The 20,896-nt window shown below is 65.1% G+C and carries 18 protein-coding genes; 5 read left to right on the top strand and 13 right to left on the bottom strand.

All coding sequences use genetic code 11. The annotated features are described in order from the left end of the window. Nucleotides 1–135 precede the first annotated feature (135 nt). From QF036_RS06320 to QF036_RS06300, 5 genes are all read right to left on the bottom strand, one after another. Nucleotides 136–1,218 (bottom strand): TM2 domain-containing protein, encoded by a 1,083-nt coding sequence (locus tag QF036_RS06320; protein WP_307100193.1) that lies wholly within the window; start codon nt 1,216–1,218, stop codon nt 136–138. A 413-nt stretch (nt 1,219–1,631) separates the two neighbouring features. Continuing rightward, the gene (locus tag QF036_RS06315) at nt 1,632–2,048 is read right to left on the bottom strand and encodes an ester cyclase (RefSeq protein WP_307100192.1); all 417 of its coding nucleotides are present in this window, start codon (nt 2,046–2,048) and stop codon (nt 1,632–1,634) included. Nucleotides 2,049–2,178: 130 nt separating this feature from the next. Then, nucleotides 2,179–3,294: a threonine aldolase family protein gene (locus tag QF036_RS06310; protein WP_307100190.1), complete on the bottom strand. Its 1,116-nt coding sequence runs from the start codon at nt 3,292–3,294 to the stop codon at nt 2,179–2,181. Beyond that, on the bottom strand, nt 3,291–4,049 hold the full coding sequence (locus QF036_RS06305; protein WP_307100188.1) for an SDR family NAD(P)-dependent oxidoreductase: 759 nt from the start codon (nt 4,047–4,049) through the stop codon (nt 3,291–3,293). The genes QF036_RS06310 and QF036_RS06305 overlap by 4 nt, the downstream gene beginning before the upstream one ends. Then, a complete protein-coding gene (locus QF036_RS06300; RefSeq protein WP_307100187.1) occupies nt 4,046–5,449 on the bottom strand; it encodes a DUF6421 family protein in 1,404 nt (467 codons plus the stop codon). Before QF036_RS06300 ends, QF036_RS06305 begins: the two co-directional genes overlap by 4 nt. A 612-nt stretch (nt 5,450–6,061) precedes the next feature. On the opposite strand from QF036_RS06300, the gene QF036_RS06295 reads away from it, so the two are divergent. From QF036_RS06295 to QF036_RS06275, 5 genes are all read left to right on the top strand, one after another. Further along, nucleotides 6,062–7,624: an amino acid permease gene (locus tag QF036_RS06295; protein WP_307100184.1), complete on the top strand. Its 1,563-nt coding sequence runs from the start codon at nt 6,062–6,064 to the stop codon at nt 7,622–7,624. 336 nt (nt 7,625–7,960) lie between these two features. After that, nucleotides 7,961–8,251 (top strand): YegP family protein, encoded by a 291-nt coding sequence (locus QF036_RS06290; RefSeq protein ID WP_307100182.1) that lies wholly within the window; start codon nt 7,961–7,963, stop codon nt 8,249–8,251. A 120-nt stretch (nt 8,252–8,371) separates the two neighbouring features. Further along, the gene (locus tag QF036_RS06285; RefSeq protein ID WP_307100180.1) at nt 8,372–10,120 is read left to right on the top strand and encodes a RecQ family ATP-dependent DNA helicase; all 1,749 of its coding nucleotides are present in this window, start codon (nt 8,372–8,374) and stop codon (nt 10,118–10,120) included. A gap of 155 nt (nt 10,121–10,275) precedes the next feature. Then, nucleotides 10,276–11,031 carry an ArsR/SmtB family transcription factor gene (locus tag QF036_RS06280; protein ID WP_307100179.1) on the top strand — a complete coding sequence of 252 codons (756 nt, stop codon included), beginning with the start codon at nt 10,276–10,278 and terminating at the stop codon, nt 11,029–11,031. A gap of 171 nt (nt 11,032–11,202) precedes the next feature. Next, nucleotides 11,203–12,399, top strand: coding sequence for a TerC family protein (locus QF036_RS06275; RefSeq protein ID WP_307100177.1), 1,197 nt, complete (start codon nt 11,203–11,205; stop codon nt 12,397–12,399). An 11-nt stretch (nt 12,400–12,410) separates the two neighbouring features. On the opposite strand, the gene QF036_RS06270 is transcribed toward QF036_RS06275, so the two are convergent. The 8 genes from QF036_RS06270 to QF036_RS06235 all read right to left on the bottom strand — a co-directional run bounded on the left by QF036_RS06270 (nt 12,411) and on the right by QF036_RS06235 (nt 20,791). Continuing rightward, a complete protein-coding gene (locus tag QF036_RS06270; RefSeq protein ID WP_307100175.1) occupies nt 12,411–13,379 on the bottom strand; it encodes an NAD(P)/FAD-dependent oxidoreductase in 969 nt (322 codons plus the stop codon). 297 nt (nt 13,380–13,676) lie between these two features. Continuing rightward, nucleotides 13,677–13,862, bottom strand: coding sequence for a hypothetical protein (locus QF036_RS06265; protein ID WP_307100174.1), 186 nt, complete (start codon nt 13,860–13,862; stop codon nt 13,677–13,679). A 120-nt stretch (nt 13,863–13,982) separates the two neighbouring features. Further along, a complete protein-coding gene (gene eda, locus QF036_RS06260; protein WP_307100172.1) occupies nt 13,983–14,606 on the bottom strand; it encodes a bifunctional 4-hydroxy-2-oxoglutarate aldolase/2-dehydro-3-deoxy-phosphogluconate aldolase in 624 nt (207 codons plus the stop codon). Continuing rightward, entirely contained in the window at nt 14,599–15,984 is a 1,386-nt protein-coding gene (locus tag QF036_RS06255) for a mannitol dehydrogenase family protein (RefSeq protein ID WP_307100171.1), read from the bottom strand. Before QF036_RS06255 ends, eda begins: the two co-directional genes overlap by 8 nt. A gap of 86 nt (nt 15,985–16,070) precedes the next feature. Beyond that, entirely contained in the window at nt 16,071–17,012 is a 942-nt protein-coding gene (locus tag QF036_RS06250; protein ID WP_307105804.1) for a PfkB family carbohydrate kinase, read from the bottom strand. A gap of 38 nt (nt 17,013–17,050) precedes the next feature. After that, entirely contained in the window at nt 17,051–18,262 is a 1,212-nt protein-coding gene (manD, locus tag QF036_RS06245) for a D-mannonate dehydratase ManD (RefSeq protein WP_307100168.1), read from the bottom strand. Nucleotides 18,263–18,356: 94 nt separating this feature from the next. Further along, on the bottom strand, nt 18,357–19,382 hold the full coding sequence (locus tag QF036_RS06240; RefSeq protein ID WP_307100166.1) for an L-idonate 5-dehydrogenase: 1,026 nt from the start codon (nt 19,380–19,382) through the stop codon (nt 18,357–18,359). After that, a complete protein-coding gene (locus QF036_RS06235) occupies nt 19,379–20,791 on the bottom strand; it encodes an MFS transporter (protein WP_307100164.1) in 1,413 nt (470 codons plus the stop codon). The genes QF036_RS06240 and QF036_RS06235 overlap by 4 nt, the downstream gene beginning before the upstream one ends. Nucleotides 20,792–20,896: the final 105 nt, after the last annotated feature.

Here is a 20,896-nt window from a genome sequence, read left to right as displayed (position 1 = left end):
CGGGCGGGGGGCTCATGTCACCTTGTAGCGGGCGGCGGCTCCGGTTTCGACAGGCTCAAACAGCGGACGCAAAAGGCCCCGCAGTACCGGGCATATTGCCGGGTCCCGCGGGGCCTTCGGTGGGAGGCAGGAACGCTACTTCGCCGTGATAGTCCAGTCGCCGTCGGAGTTGACCTGGACGAAGCCGGGGGTGAGCTTCACGGTGCCGCTGTAGTCGCCGATCTTGTTGACGGCGAGCTCGGGAACCTCGCTGCCGAAGCCCTGCACCACGAAGTTGCTTTCGCCCTTGTTGGTGATGGTTGCCTTGTCGCTGGCCACGTCCCAGTACAGGACCTTGTCGCCGGTGCCGCTGACCTTGCCCGTGGAGGAGGGAACGCTGTCGATGTCCTCGATTTTCAACGTCCAGGCGGAATCGGCGCTGACGTTGAACTCGGTGGTGGGCGCACCCGCGCTGGTGTCCACGAGGTGCGAACCGGCGTAGGCGCCGGTGGTGTTGACCAGCAGTATCTCGGCGCCGTTGGTTTCCAAGACGGTGTTGCCGCTGCAGGCTTTGCAGGTGAAGGTCACCACGGCCGGGAGCCCCTTGAGGTCAACCGTCTTGACGTCGTCGCCGGTACCCGTCAGCGTCTGGGCCTCAAGGTGCGGCCGGTCTTCCCCGGCAGCTGCTTCCTCAGTGGTTGTCGGCTGCGCGGAGGAACTGGCGGCGCTCTCCTGCGTGACAGGTGCGGCCGAGATGATCGGCGGGGTGGCGGCCTGCCGGACAATAGTGGCAGCAGCAATCCCGCTGAACACGCCGATCACCAGGTTGACCACCAAGAGGACAACCGTGACCACAACGGCCACCTTCTTGTGCTGCGCATATCCTGCCAGCGGCCGCCGGCTCTTGTCCGTCTGCTTCCCCGCCAGTGTGACGATCAGGTCCACGAGCGACCAGATGCCCAGGCCGCCCAGCGTCAGCAGCTTGGCGATGCCCGTGCCGATCTTGCCCAGGTAGAAGCGGTCCACGCCCAGGCTGCCCAGGAGCAGCGAGAACAGCCAGGTGACCAGGAAGGACTTCTGCGGTTCCGCCCCGTACTGTCCCGAGAAGGCCCCGTACTGCCCCGGATACGCCTGCCCAGCGTTCTGCCCGTCCAACAACTGCCCGTTCGCATACTGCGGCGCGCCGTAGGTGGTGTAGTCGGAGGGCGGCGGTGGCGGGGTTGGGCCGGGGTGGCTCATTGCGGTCCTTTCAGGGCAGGCGACGGCAGGGGTCGCCGAGGTGGCGGAGTGAGGAAAGAGGGTGGGCAGTGCGGAAAGGGGGTGGTGCGCAAGGGTGGTCGAGCGGGAAATCCACCTGCGGAAGGAACGCCGCGTGAACGGAATCCTGTGGTGAATGACACGTCGTCTGACAGCGGGCACATGGCTTCAAAAAGCCCGTTTGCTTAAGGCTTTACGGCTTGCACATCTGCTGCTGTCCCCCAGTTTGACGCTTTGGCGTCACCGCCCCCAGAAGGGATAATACAGGGCTTCCGGAGGGCGTGCGGGGACGCCACGGCGCGTCCCGGAAGACGCGCCGGAAAGACGCACGACGACGACGGTCCCCGGCCGCCGTCGTCGTACTTTTGCTCTCTGTTGGAGTCGCTTTCCCTGCCCTACTTTGGCACTGCCCCGATCTGCTGCATCAGGTTCAGCATGTCGGTCGATCCCCAGTGTTCGGCCACCTTGCCGTCCTGCACGCGGATGATGTCGATGCCCGAGAATTCCACCGAGTTGCCGGTGGCCGGGACCCCGGCGAAGTCACCCTGGTGCGTCCCCGTGAGGACGGTGTGGACGGCCTCTAGGTTCCCGTCGGCGAGCGCCGGCTCGGATGTCTTCACCGCGAGGTCCGGAAACGCGGTCCTGATGGCGTTCACATAGAACTTCACACCCTCCTTGCCCGGGGGCTGGCCGGGGAAGCCCTCCTCGTGATCGACGACGTCGTCCGTCACCATCTCGTCGATAAGCGACAGATTGCCGCCCGTCAGTACCTCGTCGTAAAAGCGCTTAATCAGTCCTTGTCCGCCAGCCATCTCGTGCTCCTAGTGCTTGTGGCTGTGTATGGCAGTTGCATTGTCCTCCCGCCCGAATGCCGCTTCAACGGCCAAATGCATTCCCCGAATCCGACGGTTGTGAATTGCGGCGGTAAATAAGCTCTTTTGGTTAGACGTTTCGTTGTGAAGCTGGGGAGCCTACGGCAGCTTCAACTGCAGCCACGAGAGATTGGACGTCGGTTTCGGTGGTGTCCCAGGAGCACATCCACCGTACTTCCCCGCGTGCTTGATCCCAGTCATAGAAGCGGAAGGATTCCCGGACTTTCGCGGCTGCCCCGGGTGGGAGGACTGCAAAGACGCCATTGGACTGTGTTGCTTGCGTCAGCGAGACGCCGTCAATGGCCGCGATTCCTTCGCTGAGACGTTGAGCCATCTCGTTGGCGTGACTGGCTGACCGCAGCCACAACCCATCCGTGAGCAGGGCGACCAGTTGCGCAGAGACGAAACGCATCTTTGAGGCAAGCTGCATGTTCATCTTGCGCAGGTAGCTCATGCCTGGGTCAGACTGTGGGTTGAGCCAGATAACGGCTTCGCCGAACAGCAGCCCGTTTTTGGTGCCGCCAAAAGACAGGACGTCGACACCGACGTCGGTGGTGAATGCCTGAAAAGGAAGCCCGAGATGTGCTGCAGCGTTGGCCAGCCTTGCTCCGTCCAGGTGCAGTTTCATTCCCTTCGCATGGACGTGTTCAGCGATCCGTTGGATTTCTTCCGGCGTGTAGCAGGTGCCGAGTTCCGTGGGCTGGGTGATCGATACGACCAGCGGTTGCGCCCGGTGCTCGTCTCCCCACCCCCAGGCTTCGGCGTCGATCAATTCCGGGGTGAGTTTGCCATCCGGGGTTGGGATCGGGAGGAGCTTTATCCCGCCAATCCGTTCCGGGGCGCCGTTTTCGTCGGTATTGATATGCGCTGTTGCTGCGCAGATGACAGCGCCCCAGCGCGGGAGCAGGGCTTGCAGGGCAAGGACGTTGGCCCCTGTTCCATTGAAGACGGGATATGCGGTAGCAGTCGTCCCGAAGTGGGACTGGATGACCTGTTGAAGCGCTGCTGAGTAGACATCTTCGCCGTATGCGGTGACGTGCCCTTCGTTGGCTGCCTGAACTGCTTCGATGATTTCGGGGTGAGCCCCGGCGTAGTTATCCGAGGCGAAGCCCCGGTATGCCGGGTCGTGCAGGCGCCCCGCCAGTACCTGCGGGACGCCTGCTTTGGTATCAACGCTGACGCTCATGCCGGTGCGCCCACGGGGTGGCCGGCCGTGAGGGGCAAGCGCTGCCCGTTGATCTGTTCTGCGTCCAGGTAGAAGATCCGCTGTACAGCGTCGGCAAGGACACTGACATCGGTGAAGCCCGGAAATTTCCGTTCCGGCTGGGCTGCACGCATCCGGTCATCGACCAGAGCCTTGACGACGAAGACCAGGGCGGCTGAGTGCTGAGCGGAGAGGGGGCCTTCGTTTCCTCCCTGCAGGTGCCGGAATCCGTCGGCCACGGCCAGGGTCCATGCCTCGGCGGCGGACTTGACGGCGGCATATGCGGCGCCGTCCGCTGTCGGCGAGGAAGCGGACTGTGCGGAAACGATGGCCAGTCGACCCACAGGGGAGGTAGCCAAGTCATGGTGAAATGCGCGGCTGGTGTTCCTCAGGGTGGTGAGGACGCTCATGTGCAGGAAGTCCCAGTCTTCGTCCGTCTGGCCTTCAATGCCGGTACCGCCTCGCCACCCTCCTACAAGATGGATAAGGCCGTCCACGGGACCCAGATCTTTCCGGACAGACGCCGCCAAGTCCTCCACGGCTTGCAGGTCCGCGAGGTTGCAGACATAGCCCGTGACGTGGTCGTACGCTGACGAGAGCTCCTGCACTCGGTCCTCAAGAATGTCCACAGCGGCCACGCGTGCCCCTGCTTGCGAGAGGGTGCGGACTACCGCGACGCCGGCAGCGCTTGTCGAACCAGCGACGACGACCGTACGCCCCGAGAGATCCTGGCTCATGCGCCCGCCTCGCCCTCAGTCTTCACAGGGCTCTTACCGGTGATCCCGGCAGTTGATTCAATGACCGGGGACATCTTCTTCTCCAGTGCCTCGTAGAACATCGACAGAGGGAATTCGTCATCAAGGATCTGGTCCGTCAGACCCCGGGGAGGGCCGTCGAGCGGAAGGGCCTCCGGTCCCTTGGCCCAGACGGAGGCCGGGTGCGGGGTGAGGGTTTCCGAGACGAGCTCGTAGGCAGCCAGCCAGTGTGCGGTCTTCGGCCGGTCGATTGAACGCCAGTAGAGTTCCTCAATGCGGAGACCCAGCTCAACGACCACGCCGGCGACGTCCTTCCAGTCGATGCTCAACTTTCCATCGGTCCAGTGCAGGACCCGGTGCTGGTGCATCCAGGCGAACAGCAATTGGCCGCCCACGGCGTCGTAGTTACGGACCCGGTTCCCGGTAATCGCGAAGCGGAAAATGCGGTCGAAGATCACGGCGTACTGGACCAGCTTGGCGTGCTTGCGGGCGTCCTCAGAAGCCGTTTCGTCCCGCTCGATGAGGACTGATTCACGGAAGGCGGTCAGGTCACAGCGGAGCTCCTCCAGGGAGTACAGGAAATACGGCATCCGTTGCTTGATCATGAACGGGTCAAAGGGCAGGTCACCGCGCATGTGGGTCCGGTCATGGATCAGATCCCACATCACGAAGGTCTTCTCCGTGAGGTGCTGGTCGTCGATGAATTCCGCGGCGTCAGCGGGCAGGTCCAGGGAAGTGATGTCGGCAGCAGATTTTAGGACGCGACGGAACCGGGCGGCTTCGCGGTCCGCGAAAATGCCTCCCCACGTGAAGGACGGGGTACTCCGGACCGCCACGCTCTCGGGGAAGAGAACTGCGGAGTTCGTGTCATAGCCGGGCGTGAAATCGACAAAGCTGATGGGGACGAACAGCTTGTTGGAGTAGTTTGCCGCCTCCAGTTCAGCGACGAAGGAAGGCCAAATGACCTCGATGAGGACGGCCTCGAAGTAGCGGTTAGTGCTGCCGTTCTGCGTGTACATGGGGAACACAACCAGGTGCGGCAGCCCATCGATGCGCCACTGCTCGGGGTGGAAGGCCACCAATGAGTCGAGGAAATCCGGTACGACGAAGCCCTCGGACGCCCACCGCTGGAAGTCCTGCACGAGCAGTTCTAGGTAGTCCGTGTCGTGGGGGAGGTGGGGGCGCAGGTCGTTGATTGAATCAGTAATGATGCCGACATTCTGGCGGGCCCGGTCATGGTCAGCGGGTTCCGGGACGGAACCGTCCTGCACTTGAACCTGCTGCAGCCCGATGACGGCTGCCTTCAGGGCCTGCCATGCCGGGAACTCCTTGAGGTCTTCTGCCCGGGTGGTTGTCACTTCCGGGCTCGCGATTACAGACATGCTCATTCCTTCCGTTGAGGGGATTCCTGAAGAAGCTAGCAGTGCGTAAGCATGCGTGAAGCATTCTTGCCTCATGCATAAGAAATGCTTTCGCTAAAGCCCGTCTCCCGCCTGCTATGCCTGCGCCTGACCTTAAGGTCGGATGCCTTTAGGGCGGCGCATCACGATTGAATAATCCGCAGGATCGGGACGGCTCATTTTTACCCCTGGCACCATTCGCCCAACGCAGGCCGTCTGCCATAGCAGATCGTCAGAGCTGCTTATTCACCGGGCGACGTTACATCAGCAAATCTTACGCTCAGATCGCGTAACCCACGCCTATTCGTAAGGACTTGACCCCTCGGACGTGCAACATTCACCACGCCAAAGGTCGCTTCCTTCACGTGTGTTAGCTTGATCACCATCCTTCCCGGACCGGGGGCTCCGGAAGGCTCAAATCCACCGCAGCTACCTTTTCGGAGGCACCATGGGACTTGGCTCCCACACGCAAATAAGTGATCGGGCTATGGCCCACCTGCTCGACACAGCAGTCGCAGAAGCCTGCACCGGTCGAGCCACCGGTGGCACCGGGAACCCGACCCGGCTCGCATTGATACCCCTTGGCGGTGTTGCATGACACCACCAAGCGCAACTTCCATAGACATCAAACCCGAAGAAACAGCACAACAAGGGTCCTCCCTTGCAATACGGGCAGATCGCGCTTCCGGCGAAACCACCAACGACCTCAAGCGCGGGCTAAACAACCGCCACCTGCAGATGATCGCTATCGGCGGTGCGATCGGTACCGGGCTGTTCGTGGCCTCGGGCAGCACCATTTCCCAAGCGGGTCCCGGCGGTGCGTTGGCCGCCTACGCGCTGGTCGGGCTGATGGTATTCCTGTTGATGCAGTCACTGGGCGAGATGTCGGCCAAAATTCCGGTCGCCGGTTCTTTCCAGTCCTTTGCCACCCGTTTCGTCTCCCCGTCCTTTGGCTTCGCGATCGGCTGGAACTATTGGTTCAACTGGGCCATCACGGTGGCCGCCGAGCTGGTCGCAGCCGGAATCATCATGGACTTCTGGTTCCCGGGGGTCCCAGGATGGGTGTGGGCCGGGATCTTCCTGCTGGTGTTGACCGGGCTCAATGCCCTCTCGGCGAAGTCCTTTGGTGAGTCGGAGTTCTGGCTCTCCCTGATCAAGGTCAGCGCAGTGGTGCTCTTCCTGATCGCCGGTGTGCTGATGATTTTCGGCATCCTCGGGGATGACTCTCCGGGACTGAGCAACTGGGAAAACCGCGATGACGTTTTCCACGGGGGTTGGGTCTCGATCATCTCGGTCTTCATGGTTGCCGGGTTCTCCTTCCAGGGCACCGAGCTCGTGGGAGTCGCCGCAGGCGAAGCCAAGAACCCGCGTCGCGAAGTGCCGAAGGCCATCCGCACTGTCTTCTGGCGCATCATGCTTTTCTACATTGGTGCCATCTTTATCATCGGCTGCCTGATCCCGTTCAGCGATCCGAGCCTGCTGGCCTCCGGCGAGTCCGATGTTGCAGCATCGCCGTTTGCCCTGGTTTTCTCGCGCGCCGGAATCGCCTTCGCAGCGGCCTTGATGAACGCCGTGATCCTGACCGCAATCCTGTCCGCGGGCAACTCCGGACTATATGCCTCCACCCGGATGCTTTACGCCATGGCCCACGACGGCATGGCCCCGAAGATCTTCGGCCGAACCAATGCGCGTGGTGTGCCGATCGCGGCGTTGCTGGCGACCGCGGCCGTGGGACTCTTCGGGTTCCTCTCCGCGATCGTCGGCCAGGGTGCAGCCTACTCCTGGCTGCTCAACATGTCCGGCCTATGCGGCTTCATCGTCTGGGCGGGAATCGCGGTCTCCCACTACCGTTTCAGGCGCGGCTTCCTGGCCCAGGGAAACAAAGTCAGCGACCTGCCTTACAAAGCATCCCTGTTCCCCATAGGCCCACTGCTGGCTTTCGCCCTGCTGATACTGGTGATCGCGGGACAGAACTACGAGGCTGTGCTTGCCGGACGGACCATGGAGGTGCTTTCCTCCTACATCGGGTTGCCAGTCTTCATTGTTCTATGGCTGGCTCACCGCTTCATCACCAAGTCCAAAGTGGTGCCGCTGCTCGAGATGGATCTCACGGCACCGAAGGACCTCGAGGACGAACCTAGGGGCGGCACCCAGTAACCATGCTGCTCGGCTGCCCCACGCATTGCGGGGCCCCGCGGTAGCCGAGGGCCAGGAGGGCTAGAACGCGGGATCTAGACCAGAAAGAGGGAAGCCGGGTAAACATTCCATCCGGCTTCCCTCTTCCTCCAGGTCAATAACGACCGTTTTACATCCGGCACGCCTTCCAAAGATGTCGTGTGGAGTTTGGCGTTAGGTGGCGGCTTTTTGTGCTGCCGCCATCTACTGCTGCGATTCACATTCGACGGGCACCCGGGCGTTCCTTCCGGGCAGGAAAGGTCCAGAATGTACCTAGGGGACATACCAGGGAAGGCAGCACGAACGGAGGGAATTCTCATGGCTGGACACTTCGAAATCATCGATGCTCCGGACGGCGGCTTCCGGGTCAGGCTTCTGGATGGCACTGGAACTCTGGTGGCGACCTCAGTCCCGTACCCCACCAAGCAGGCTGCTGTTGCCGGGATTTCCTACACCAGGGAAATTGCAGGAACAGGCCTCATCCGCGACATGAGCCGTGGCGGCCACGGGGAAATCATCATCCCCAAGTCCAGGCACGGCCACGCAACCGTAAGACTCCACTCGCACACACGGTTCCCGGCCGCGGATCGACAGGCCCATTCCCGCTGACCCGTCGAGCTGGGCCGGCTGACCCGTCGGGCAGCATGACGTCGGGGCGGGCCTGGGGCTAGGGTGGATTCACGGCTGAAGACACCCGGCCCCTGGAACGCCCCCTATGGAGCTGCCACCATGACCGACGCCGCCGACACAGCCGCCACCGATAGAGCCGACGAGTCCACCCTCCGCCGCATCGCCGCCGACAGGCTCGGCCTCCCCCACCTCCGCGACGGCCAGCTCGCCGGCATGCGCGCCCTCGTCCAAAGCCGGGACGTCCTCGCCGTGATGCCCACCGGCTACGGCAAGTCGGCCATCTACCAGGTGGCCGCCCTGTTCATCCACGCCGGCCACGGCGGCGTGGAGCACCCCGACGGCACCGCCGCCAACAGCGCAAGGCGCGGTCCCGCCGTCGTCGTTTCCCCGTTGATTGCGCTGCAGGAGGACCAGCTGGACGGCCTGCTGGAGGACCTGGGCGGGGAGTCCGCCGTCGCCATCAACTCCGGCCGGAAGGACTCCGAGGTGGAGGACGCCTGGGAGGCCGCCGAGCGCGGCGACGCCGCGTTCCTCTTCCTGGCCCCCGAGCAGCTGGCCAAGGCCGAGACGGTGGAGCGGCTGGCCGCCATGGACGTGGCGCTGTTCGTGGTGGATGAGGCTCACTGTGTCTCCTCCTGGGGCCACGACTTCCGCCCGGACTACCTCCGCCTCGGTGAGGTCCGCGGGCAGCTGGGCAACCCGCCCGTCGCCGCGCTCACCGCCACCGCTTCTCCCCCGGTGCGCGACGAGATCCAGCAGCGCCTGCACATGTTGGACCCGCTGGTGCTGGTCCACGGCTTCGACCGACCCAACATCAGGCTCGACGTCGTCCGCCACCTCGAGGACAGGGACAAGGACCGCGCGGTCGTGGAGCAAGCGGCCGAACTTCACGCCGCGCTCAAGGGCCCCGGCCTGCTCTACGCCGCCACCCGCAAAGACACCGAAACCTATGCCGCCGAACTCGCCGGGCACGGGCTCCGCGCCGCCGCGTACCACGCCGGCCGGAAGCAGAGTGAGCGGGACCAGGTCCACGAGCAGTTCCTCGACGACGAACTCGACGTCGTGGTGGCGACCACCGCCTTTGGCATGGGCATCGACAAGCCCAACGTCCGCTTCGTGATCCATGCCGACATCCCCGAGTCCCTGGACGCCTACTATCAGGAGATCGGACGCTCCGGCCGCGACGGGCAGCCCGCTTCCGCCGTCCTGCACTACCGGCCCGAGGACCTCGGCCTGCGCAAGTTCTTCGGCACCCACAAGCCGGACGAGGACGCGCTGCTCGCAGTCCTCACCGCCCTGCGCGCCGCCGACGGGCCGGTCACCCAAAAGGCACTCGCCGAGCAGACAGGCATCCCCGGCCGCCGGCTCACCGGACTGCTGAATGAATTGCAGGAGACCCGGTCCGTGAAGGCCCTCAAGCGCGGAATCCGGCTGGAACCCGGCGCCAAACTGCCCAAGGTGGTGGAACACGCCGTCGAACTCGCCGAAGCGCGGCAGCGCGTGGACCGCTCGCGGATCGAGATGGCGCGCGGCTACGCGGAGACGGACGCCTGCCGGCGCCAGTTCCTGCTGGGCTACTTCGGTGAGGACCTGACCGAGCCGTGCGGCAACTGTGACAACTGCGCCGACGGTTCCGCCTACGAAGAGGACTACGACGACGGCGCCGCGGCCGCCGCGGGCGGGGAACCGTTCCCGCTCCAGGCCGCCGTGGTGCACAAGGAATGGGGCTCGGGCATCGTGATGCGGCACGAGGAGGACGTGATCACCGTGCTCTTCGAGCAGGAGGGCTACAAGACCCTCTCCCGCCAGGCCGTGACCGACGGGAAGCTGCTGACTTTGGCGAGGTGACGCCGTCGGGCCTCACCGTCTGCGCCCCGGCCCAAGTAGGTAGCAGCTCAGGGCGTTCTCAGCGCTGGGAACGCCCTGACCTGCTACCTAGTTGGGCGAACCAGGGAAGCCACTGGCCGTTGACATGTGACCATATGGTCACCTATCCTGACCGTGTGGACGCCGTATTCAAGGCCCTCGCCGACCCCATCCGCAGGGACCTGCTGGACGCGCTCTTCCGCGAGGACGGCCAGACCCTCAGCGCACTGGAGGCACGGTTCGAGATCACCCGTTTCGGCGTCATGAAGCACCTGAAGATCCTGGAAGAGGCCGGCCTCGTGGTGACCCGGCGCCGCGGCCGCGAGAAACTGCACTTCCTCAATCCGGTGCCCATCAGGCTCGTCCACGACCGCTGGGTGAGTAAATATTCAGAACCATGGGCCGCTGCGCTCAGCGACCTCAAAACCCGATTGGAAAGTCCCATGGAAAAGATCTTCGAAATCTACATCAAGACCACTCCGGAACGGCTCTGGGAAGCCATCACGGACAGCGACATCCGCAGCAAGTACCAGTTCGGGAACACGCTGAAGTCGGACTGGACGCCGGGCTCCCGTTTCGAGATGGGCAACCCCAAAGCCGGGGCACTCCTGGGTGAGGGCGAAAACCTGGAGGTCGATCCCCCGCGGCGACTGGTGCAGACCATGCGCGCGCTCTGGGGCGAGGACGTCAAGGCCGAGGGCACCTCCCGCGTCACCTGGGAAATCGAACCCGTCGGCGACGACTCCTGCCACCTCACCGTCACCCACGACCAGCTCCGCGAAGGCGCCAACGAACAGCTCTACGGCGGCTGGCCCATGATCCTCTCCGGCCTGAAGACCTGGCTGGAGACCGGGGAAAAGCTCACCACGCCGGGCTCGCTGATGTACGGCTGAGGCCGGCCGCCGGTTAGGCCCCTCCCCCGGCTAGGTCCCCTCCCGCCCAACTGACGGGCAATAGTTGTCGTTCTGGGCACTCAGAATGACAACAACTGCCAGCCAGTTGGGAAGGCTGGGTAGGGTTGATTCCAAGCGCTCCGCCCGAATCGCATTCAGGAAAGAGGCAGCATGGAAGTTTCCCCTATCGTCTGGACCCTCACGATCGCCGGAATCGTCGCACTCCTGGCCTTCGACTTCTTCTTCCACGTCCGCAAGGCGCACACCCCGTCCCTCAGGGAATCCGCCACGTGGTCCGCCATCTACGTTGGCCTGGCCTTGGGGTTCGGCCTCGGCGTCTGGTTCTTCGGCGGCTCCAAGATGGGCACCGAGTACTTTGCCGGCTATGTGACCGAGAAGGCGCTGTCCGTGGACAACCTGTTCGTCTTCCTGATCATCATGACCAGCTTCAGGGTCCCCCGCAAAGACCAGCAGAAGGTGCTCCTGTTCGGCATCGTCTTCTCGCTGCTCGCCCGGACCGGCTTCATCTTCCTCGGCGCCGCGCTGATCAACAGCTTCGCGTGGGTGTTCTACATCTTCGGGCTGATCCTTCTGGTCACGGCCGGCAACCTGCTCAGACCGGAAAATCACGACGACGACAGCGAAACCCTCGTGGTCCGGCTCGCCAAGAAGTTTCTGCCCGCCTCCGAGCATTACGACGGCGACAAGCTCTTCACCGTGGTGGACGGGAAGAAAGTCCTTACCCCAATGCTCCTGGTGATGGTGGCCATCGGCGGAACGGATATTCTCTTCGCGCTGGACTCCATCCCGGCCATCTTCGGCCTGACGCAGAACGTGTTCATCGTCTTCACGGCCACGGCGTTCTCGCTCATGGGCCTCCGGCAGCTGTTCTTCCTGATCGATGAGCTCCTCGACCGGCTCATCTACCTCTCCTACGGCCTCGCCGCCATCCTCGGCTTCATCGGCGTAAAGCTGATCCTGCACGCCCTGCACGAGAACACGCTGCCGTTCATCAACGACGGTCAGCACGTGAACGTCATCGAAATCAGCACCGGCACCTCACTCAGTGTGATCCTCGGCGTGCTCGCAGTCACCATCATCGGCTCCGTGCTCAGCCCCAAGGGCAAGGCCAAGACCATGGTCTCCGGCGCCAAGCGGCACGCCACCACGTACGTGGACCTCAACTACGAGACGGACATTGCCGAGCGCGAGCGGATCTTCGACAAGCTGGTCCATGAGGAGCAGGAACTGAGGAAGCTTCCGGAGAAGTACAAGCGCCTCATTCGCAACGAAACCCAGTTCATGAACCTCATCCGCCAGGCCCACGCCGAGCACGACCAGGCACTCGAGCGCGCCGGCGAGAAGTAAAACCTCTAGGACTAAGACAGAGCCGCCCTCGGGAAGGGAGCTCGCCTGGCGGCTTCAACTGCACGCCGGGTGTCCTCGTCGACAAGATCGGCGTTGATAGCCGTGGCTGCCTTGACCCCCGCCGAGGCTGCCGTTATTAGTTGCGCTGTTGGGTCGCAGATGTTTCCGGCGGCCCAGACGCCTTGAACGGCAGTTAATCCATCCGGGTCCGTGGTCACATGCTGACCTTGCCCGGCGCCTGTTTGCTGAAGCCCGAGGGACTGCAGCAGCGGCGACTCCGTCTTGGCCTTGGGGCTCACGACGAGGTATTCACATGCGACAACCAGACCGGATGCCAAGCGCACTCCGGCGAGGGCGTCTCCTGCTAACTCCAGCGACGTTACGGCGCCTTCGACAATGTGGACCGACCGGGCCTCAAGCTGTTCGCGTTCGCCACCGCCCAAGTCCCCCGAGAGGTGCTGGAAGAAGGTGACGTTCCCGCTCCACTGCCGGAAAAGCAGCGCCTCCTTTACAGCGGCAGGTTCTGTCGCAAGTACTCCTATCGCCCGGTGGCGGATCTCCCAGCCGTGGCAGTACGGGCAGTGCAGCACGTCGCGGCCCCACCGCTCCCTGATACCGGGCACCTCCGGCAGCTCATCCTCAAAGCCGGAAGAGATGAGTAGTCGCCGCGAACGGAGATTCTGCCGGTCCTGCAGCTCAGTGGTGAAGACACCCCCTTCGTCCCGAGCGGAGATTGCTCGGCCGTGCAGGATCTCGCCACCGTGCACCCGCACTTCCGCACGGCCGGCGGCAAGAAGCTCATCAGGCGGCATTCCCTCATGCGTGAGGAAGCCGTGCACCCCCGAGGAACGGCCGTTCCTTGGCTCGCCCGCGTCGATGACCAGGACCGAACGCAGTGACCTGCAAAGAGTGACAGCTGCGCTGAGGCCGGCTGCTCCTCCTCCGATAACCACCACGTCGTAAATCTTTGCCGATGACATGCACTCCCCTAACAACCAGCCCTGGCTGTGGCCTTCCTGAACTCACCAACGGGATCTGCATGCCGTCATGAGGAGACATATCATAAGCATACTTATCAAATTATGACCAGCCTCCATCCAGGAACGGTTAGAGGGGCGGCGGTCCCGGGCACCGGGAGCGGCCAGCAGCCCTGCGCTCCCCTTGGGGGACCCGGTCGAAGTCAGCAGCAAGGGAGGCCCCGCGGCTCACCGCGGCAACCTCCCCTGCGGACAGTGCTGCCTCGCCGTGGACGTCAGGACCCGGCAGGCGCTCCAGTGTCAGTGCCTGTGAAGCATGTGGCGGATCTTGTCCCCAAGTCCTCCAGCGGTGCGGCCACGGCCCATGGCTGAGGGCCGTCCCGTGGTGTAGGGCCTGGTGCCCCTCGTGTACCCACCGGTTGTTCCGTGCGTGGTCCGGCCGGAAATACGTCCTGCGGCATTCCTGATCATGTTGCCCAAGTTCATGATGAACTCCTTAGGTTGTGCGTCTGTTCAGGCTGCGACCGGTTTTAGGACCGGTCTTTCCCGACTCTACGCCCGTCCCGAAGGCAGATCTACGGTCAAGTAGAAACGGGGCAACTTTCATCAGGACAGGACTGCCGCTTCCCGGGCCAGTTCGGTGATCAGCTGCCAGTCCCCGCTTTCGACGGCGGCACGCGGCGTCAGCCAGCTTCCCCCGACGCAGCGGACGTTGGGCAGTTTGAGGTAGTCCGGCGCCGTGGCCAGGCTGATGCCGCCGGTCGGGCAGAACGTCACCTGCGGGACGGGTGCCCCGATGGCCGCCAGGTACGACGGGCCACCGGCAGGACCGGCCGGGAAGAACTTCATGGTGTCCAGCCCGCGCTCCAGCACCGCCATCACCTCGCCCACCGTGGCCACGCCCGGAAGCACCGGCACCTCGAGGGAGAGCATGTGCTCCAGCAGTGACGGCGTCACCCCGGGGCTGACCAGGAACTGCGCACCCGCGGCCACGGCGGCGTCGGCCTGGCCGGGAGTGAGGATCGTGCCGGCGCCCACGAGGATGTCCGGAACCTCGTTGGCGATGGCCTTCAGCGAGGTGAGCGCCGTGTCGGTCCGCAGGGTGAGCTCGATGATCCGGACGCCGCCGTCGGCCAGGGCCCGGGCAACCGGAACCGCATGCTGCGGGTCCTCGATGGTCACCACAGGGATGACCGGAGAAACATGCAAAACGCTGGTGGCGTCAGCCATGGTTGATCTCTTTTCTCAGGCCTTCAAGCCCGTGCGTGTCGATGATGCTGTACCAGTGGATGAGGAGGTCTGCGAACCCCTGATTCTGGGCCAATTCGGCGTCGAAGACACTGCGGCAGCCCAGCAGCGCCGGGACCACATCCGCCGCGTCCCCCGAGGCCGGCAGCGCGGCATGGAGTTCGGCGGCCAGCGGATCGTTTAGTCGGTCCGCAGGCGTGGTGGCGACGTGCCGCATCCACGCAGCAACGGCGAGCGCTGCCCACCGGGGTTCCCGTCCGGCGTCGAGGTTTCCGCGCACGGTGCTGAGCAGGCGCAGGCCGATCTTCTGTGAACCGTCACTGCCCACCTTCGCCGTGGTGTGGCCCAGGGCGGGGTTGGCGAACCGCGTCAGCACCTGGGCGCAGTACTCGTCCGCGTCGAGACCCTCCGGGAGGGTGATGGTGGGCAGGACGTCCTCGGCCAGCATGCGCCGGGCGGCAGTGAAGAACGCCCCCTCGGCCACGGAGTCGCTGATGGTCACCTTGCCGGCGGCGAGACCGAGATACGCCAGCAGCGAGTGGCTGGCATTCAGCAGCCGCAGCTTCGCCGCTTCCCAGGCCGCGACGTCGCTGCTGAACAGCGCTCCGGCGTCCTCCCACCGCGGACGTCCCGCGGCGAAATTGTCCTCGATGACCCACTGCATGAACGGTTCGGCCACCACCGCGGCCTCGTCCCGCAGTCCCAGTTCACGTTCGACGGCGTCCAGGTCACCCGCCGTCGTGGCCGGCACTATCCGGTCCACCATGGTGCTGGGGAACGTGACGTTGGCGTCCAGCCAGGCCAGCAGCGGTTCCGACTCCTCGGGCGGCAGGGCCGCGGCGAAGGCGTGCACCAGCGTCCGGGTCAGTTCGCCGTTCGCGGGAAGGTTGTCGCATGAGACCACCGTGAGCGGCCCGGCCCCGGTGCGCGACCGCTGCTGCAGGCCACGCGCGATCTGGCCGATGGCAGTGAGCGGGGCACGGCCCTCGAGGTCTGCGCGGACCTCCGCATCCTCCAGGTTGAGGGATCCGGTATGCGGGTCGATCCGGTAGCCCTTCTCCGTGACGGTCAGCGTGACCATCAGCGTTTCCGGCGCGGCGATCCGGTCCATGACGGCGACCGGGTTGTCCCGTCCCGAGATGGCGTCCACGATGCTGGACACCACCCGCAGCGGTGCCGCACCCTCGCCCCGTTCAGCCACGGTGAACAGTCCGTCCTGTGGGGCGAGCTGCCGGGCCACGGTGTCCGAGCGCTGGGTGACGCCGGTGATCCCCCAGCCGGTTTCTCCGCTGGCCAGCATGGCGTTCTCAGTGAAGACAGCGGTGTGGGCGCGGGCGAAGGCGCCGAGGCCCAGGTGCACGATGGCGGGCTTCAGTCCGTTCGTCCGGAGCGCGGCGCCCGGGAACGTGGCCGCGTTTCCGGCGGTGCTGCTCAGGTTGGCACTGCTCAGGCGCGCGATGACAGCTCTCCTTCGGGTATCCCAATGGTCTGTGCCCCCAGGGCGTGGGCGCGGGTCTGCTCGAAGCTCGGGATGAAGCCGGTGCCGCCCTTGCCGCCCACCACGAGTGAGGCCGCCGCTGCCCCATGCCGGACAGCTTCGGCGAGGCTGTCGCCGAGCACCAGCCGCGCGGTCAGCGTGCCCACGAAGGCGTCGCCCGCTCCGGTCTGGTCCACCACGGCAGGTGCAGGAATGGCTTCGATCCAGGCCGACTCGGTGTCGCTTTCCAGCTGGATTCCCTCGGCCCCGCAGGTCACGGCGACGTTGGCGGTGCCGAGCGAGCGCAGGTTCGCGGCGGCCTCCTGCGGCGAGGACGTGCCCAGCAGGGCTGACGTCTCGCCCGGGAAGGAAGGCGTCACCAGGAATGCCTTTGGTGCCAGCTCAACCACGGCCGCCGTCGCATCCTCCACGGAAGTGAGCCGCGGCCGGTAGTTCGGGTCAAAGACAAAGCGGTTGGCAACCTCGGCGGCCTTGAAGACGGCGGCGCGGGACGAGGCCGAGATGGCGCAGGCGATGCCCCCGGCAATTACGGCGCCGGCAGCTGCGAACACGTTCGGGTCCACATCGTCCGGCCCCAGTGTTGAGCCGACGCTGCCGCTGCGCGCGTAGGAAAACTCGCGCTGCCCGTCCGGGTCGCAGTGCACCAGGTACACGCCCTGCTGGCCGGGACGGAACTTCAGGAGCTCGGTGGAAATGCCGAGTCCAGCGATCCGGGCGGCGACCGCCTGGCCGAGGTCGTCGTCGGGCAGTACTGCCAGCAGCGCGGTGCGGGCACCGGCCGCAGCGGCAGCCGCCGCGACGTTCAGGGCGTCGCCGGAGATGCCCAGCTGTGCCGGGACGCCGTGCCCGAACGGGACGTCGGTGGCCACCTCAAGGAGGATCTCCCCCATGGCGACGACGTCGAACGGCTGTGCTTCTGTCGGGTTACTCACCAGTCATGCACCGACCCGTCGAGGCGGCGGTTGATGGGCAGGTACTTCGGGTCGAACGGGAAGGCGGCGGCCGCTTCCTCGTCGAACTGAACGCCGAGGCCCGGGGCGTCGCCGGGATGCATGTAGCCGTCGGTGAAGCTGTAGGAGGTCTTGAACACCTCGTTGGCGGGGTCGCGGTGGCCCATGTATTCCTGGACGCCGAAGTTGGGGATGCTCATGTCCACGTGCAGCGCCGTGGCGAAGGACACCGGCGAGAGGTCACCGGCGCCGTGCGAGCCCGAGCGGACGCCGTACAGGTCCGCCAGCGAGAAGATGCGGCGCAGGTGCGTGATGCCGCCGGCGTGCGAGACGGACGTGCGGATGTAGTCGATCAGGCGTTCCGTGATCAGCTGCTGGCAGTCCCAGATCGAGTTGAACACCTCGCCCACGGCGATCGGCGTGGTGGTGTGCTGGCGGATCAGGCGGAACGCGGACTGGTCCTCGGCCGGCGTCGGGTCCTCGATCCAGAACGGGCGGAACGGTTCAAGCGAGGCACCCAGCCGGCCGGCCTCAATGGGTGTCAGCCGGTGGTGGACGTCGTGCAGGACGTGCACGCCGTAGCCGAACTGTTCCCGCACGTGCGCCATCATCTTCGGCGCGAAGTCCAGGTACGCCGTCGTCTCCCACAGGTCCTCCTGCGGAATGTTGCCGCTGGCGGGCTCATACGTCTTGCCGTCCACAGGCCCGATCCCGTAGGTCTTCTCCAGCCCCGGCACAGCGGCCTGCGCGCGGATGGCCTTGTAGCCGAGGTCCAGGTGGTGCTGGAAGTCGGCGCTGAGGTCCTCCAGCGAGGAGCCGCTGGCATGGCCGTAGACCATGACCCCCTCGCGGGCCGCACCGCCAAGCAGCTCGTACACCGGCATGCCGGCGGCTTTGCCCTTGATGTCCCAAAGTGCGACGTCGATAGCGGCGATCGCGGTCATGGTCACCGGGCCACGCCGCCAGTAGGCACCCTTGTAGAAGTACTGCCACGCGTCCTCGATGCGGCGGGCATCACGGCCGATCAGCAGCGGGCAGAGGTGCTCGGACAGGTAGGACGCCACGGCCAGTTCACGTCCGTTGAGGGTGGCGTCGCCGATACCGGTAATCCCGTCCTCGGTTTCGATAACGAGCGTGACGTAATTCCGTCCTGGCGACGAAACCACTACGCGTGCGTCGGTGATCTTCACTGGTGGGGTCCTTTTGTGTGTCGAGTATTGCAAGTAGGTCGCAGCAGATGGCGTTATGAGCCCTCAGAACGCCATCTGCTGCTACTTAGTTGGGTCAGGAGAGGCGGAGCATGACTTTGCTGCTGCCGGCAGCCGGGTCCGCGGAGACCCGCATGGCTTCCGCGGCCTGGTCGATGCCGAACTTATGGGTGATGACCGGTGAAACGTCCAGGCCTTCGGACATCGCCTTGAGCGCGTCGGTGATCTCGTCAGCGAACCGGTAAGAGCCGATCCACGTGATTTCCCGTGTCACGAGGTCCCCGAGTGCGGCCGGGGCGGGGGCGCCGGGCAGGTTGCCCACCTGGACGATGGTGCCTCCCCGGGCGGTGGCCCGGAGGATGCCGCCCAGTACCGCGGGGATCCCGGTCGCCTCGAACACGAGCTCCACGTCCTCCGGCAGCGTTGCCCCGTCCGAGAGGTTGCGGACGTCGTCCGCGCCCATGGCCTTTGCGATCCGGAGCGAGGCGTCGTTGATGTCCGTAGCGATGACGGTCCGTGCCCCGGCGTACCTGGCGGCCGCGATCACCAGGGATCCGATCGGCCCGGCGCCGTTGACCAGCACGTCCCGGCCCGCCAGCGAACCGGCACGCCCCACCGCGTGAAGTGCGACGGCGAGCGGTTCAGCAAGTGCCCCGCGAAGGGTGTCCACGCCGTCGGGAAGCGGACGGATCTGCGACGCGCGGACCAGCTTCCGTTCGCTGAAACCGCCGTCGGTGTGCGGATCGAAGGCTGCCGATCCGAAGTACCGGATCCGGGGGTACAGGTTGGTCCGGCCGCTGAGCCGCTCGGGCAAGATCCCGTCCCCCACCAGTTCCGCGGGATGGACGGTGACCGGCTGGCCGACGTCGAGGTTTTCGACGCCGTCGCCCAGCTGGGCGATCCGGCCGGCCACCTCGTGGCCGAGGACGAGCGGGGACTTCAGCTGCGCGGTCCCGGAGGCGCCGTGGCGCCAGTAGGAAAGGTCGGAGCCGCAGATTCCGCCCCATTCGACGTCGAGGACAACCTCCCCCGGCCCCGCGACGGGCTCGGGGCGTTCGTCTATGCGGAGGTCGTTCGCGCCGTGGACGACTACTGCTTTCATGCGGCGTCTTCCAGGCGGACCAGGTCGCGGCCGCGGACTTCGGGGCCAACAGCTGCGGAGACCAGCGTGATCAGCGAGTAGCCGACGAGCATGGCGGCCAGCGGCCACCAGTGCCCGGTGACGGCGGTCAGTGTGGCGGCGAGGATCGGGCCGATGGCCGTGGCGAGGATGCCGCCGATCTCCTTGGCCAGGGCGAGCTGGGTGAAGCGGGTGCGGGCTCCGAAGAACTCGGCCATGGTGACGCTCTCCATCGAGAAGAGGCTCAGCACACCCAGGTTCAGGCCGGCGACGACGGCGATGGTGACGAGGGTCGGGTTGCCGCTGGTGACCATGAGCATCATGGGGATCGCGAAGACGGCCGTGGTGGCGCTCAGGATCATGTACAGGGGCCGGCGGCCAAAGCGGTCACCCAGGATGCCGATCAGCGGGATGGTGGCGAAGCCGATGATCGAGCCGATCATGATGGCCGTGGTGCCGACGGACTTGTTCATGAGCAGGACCGTGGCCAGGTAGCCGATGAGGAAGGTCTGGATGAGGCCGGAGTTGCCGGCCTGTCCGAAGCGGAGGCCGAGGGCGATCAGGAAGGACTTGCCCTTGCGCTGGTGCAGTGCGGCTTCGATCGTGCTGGTGGACTGGGTCTTGTGCTTGGGCTGGTCTGCTTCGTTCGTGTTTGCTTCGGCGGCGAGGTCGCGCTTGGTGATTGCTACGCCGTCGACGACGTCCTCACGCTGTTCGAAGACCGGGCTCTCCTTGAGCGAGCGGCGGATCCAGACGGCGAAGATCATCAGCAGGAAGCTTGCCAGGAACGGCAGGCGCCAGCCCCAGGTCAGCAGCTGATCCTCGGAGAGTACCGCCACCAGGATGGCCCAGAGCGCGGAGGCTGCGAGCGTGCCGGAGTTGGTGCCGAGGCAGACGAGCGAGGAGATCAGGCCGCGGCGGCGGGCGGGAGCGTATTCCGCCAGCATCACGGTGGCGCCGGCGATTTCCGCGCCAGCACCGAAGCCCTGGATCAGTCGCAGTGCCACGAGGAGGATGGGGGCCCAGATGCCGACCATGGCGTAGGTGGGCAGGACACCGATGAGCGTGGTGGATGCACCCATCAGCGCGATGGTGATGAAGAGGACCTTCTTGCGGCCGATCCTGTCGCCCATGCGGCCGAAGTAGACGGCACCGACCAGGCGGGCCACGTAGCCAACGCCGTAGGTTGCCATCGCTGCGATGAGGCCGATGACCGGGCTGACGTCGGGGAAGAAGATCTTGTTGAAGACGATGGCCGCGGCCAGCGAGTAGAGCTGGAAATCCATGAATTCCATGGCCGTTCCCAGCCAGCCGGAGACCGCGACCTTCGCGAGGTCCTTAGTGGTCCTCGTTTCGGTCTTGGCGGTGGGCGGTGCGATGCTCTCGGTCATCAGTTGCTCCTTTGCAGGCGATGAAGAAGGGGAGGTGGAGAGTTCTGCCTGGATGTGGCCGGTTTGGCGGACAGAAGAGCTGTCCTGCGGCCGTTTGCTGACTAC

The organism is Arthrobacter globiformis (assembly GCF_030817195.1).
GTDB classification, from domain to species: Bacteria; Actinomycetota; Actinomycetes; order Actinomycetales; family Micrococcaceae; genus Arthrobacter; species Arthrobacter globiformis_D.
The sequence above is the reverse complement of the archived record's forward strand: the minus strand, read 5'-3'. Positions and strand labels throughout refer to the sequence as shown.